This window comes from Pantoea sp. BL1 (assembly GCF_000963985.1).
Classification (GTDB): Bacteria; Pseudomonadota; Gammaproteobacteria; order Enterobacterales; family Enterobacteriaceae; genus Pantoea; species Pantoea rwandensis_B.
Window position 1 is genome coordinate 1 of sequence record NZ_JZRH01000102.1, and the last position, 347, is coordinate 347.

General features: G+C 60.2%; 1 protein-coding gene. It reads left to right on the plus strand.

Annotation, left to right across the window (positions count from 1 at the left end; translation table 11 throughout):
- Positions 1-93 precede the first annotated feature (93 nt).
- Positions 94-347 (plus strand): biofilm development regulator YmgB/AriR family protein (locus VH86_RS24550; protein WP_045834437.1); only part of this gene is annotated, 254 nt, incomplete at its 3' end.

Genomic DNA, 347 nt, shown 5'->3' on the forward strand with positions numbered 1-347 from the left:
GCCCGCAGGACGCGGCTACCGGGGAGGTGGCCGTTTTTTATTTCAGGCACTGAGCCTGGCCACTTTTGCCCGCAGGGCCTGACGGATAACATCATGCAGCTTAACGAACATCACACCACCGCCGAAGCCGATATCATCCAGCACTTCCGCAGCGGCGGCGACGCGCTGGCCGCCGAGACCGCTGTGCTGGACGCCGTCATCCGCGACATCGTTATTCACGGCAAAAAGGTCACCAGCAAAGCAATCATTCTTTATCTGATCGCCGAGCTCGAGAGCACATCAGACGTGGTCCAGCTGGACGTGCTGCGCAGCGCGCTGGAAATCGTAGTGGGCAAAACGCCCGACGA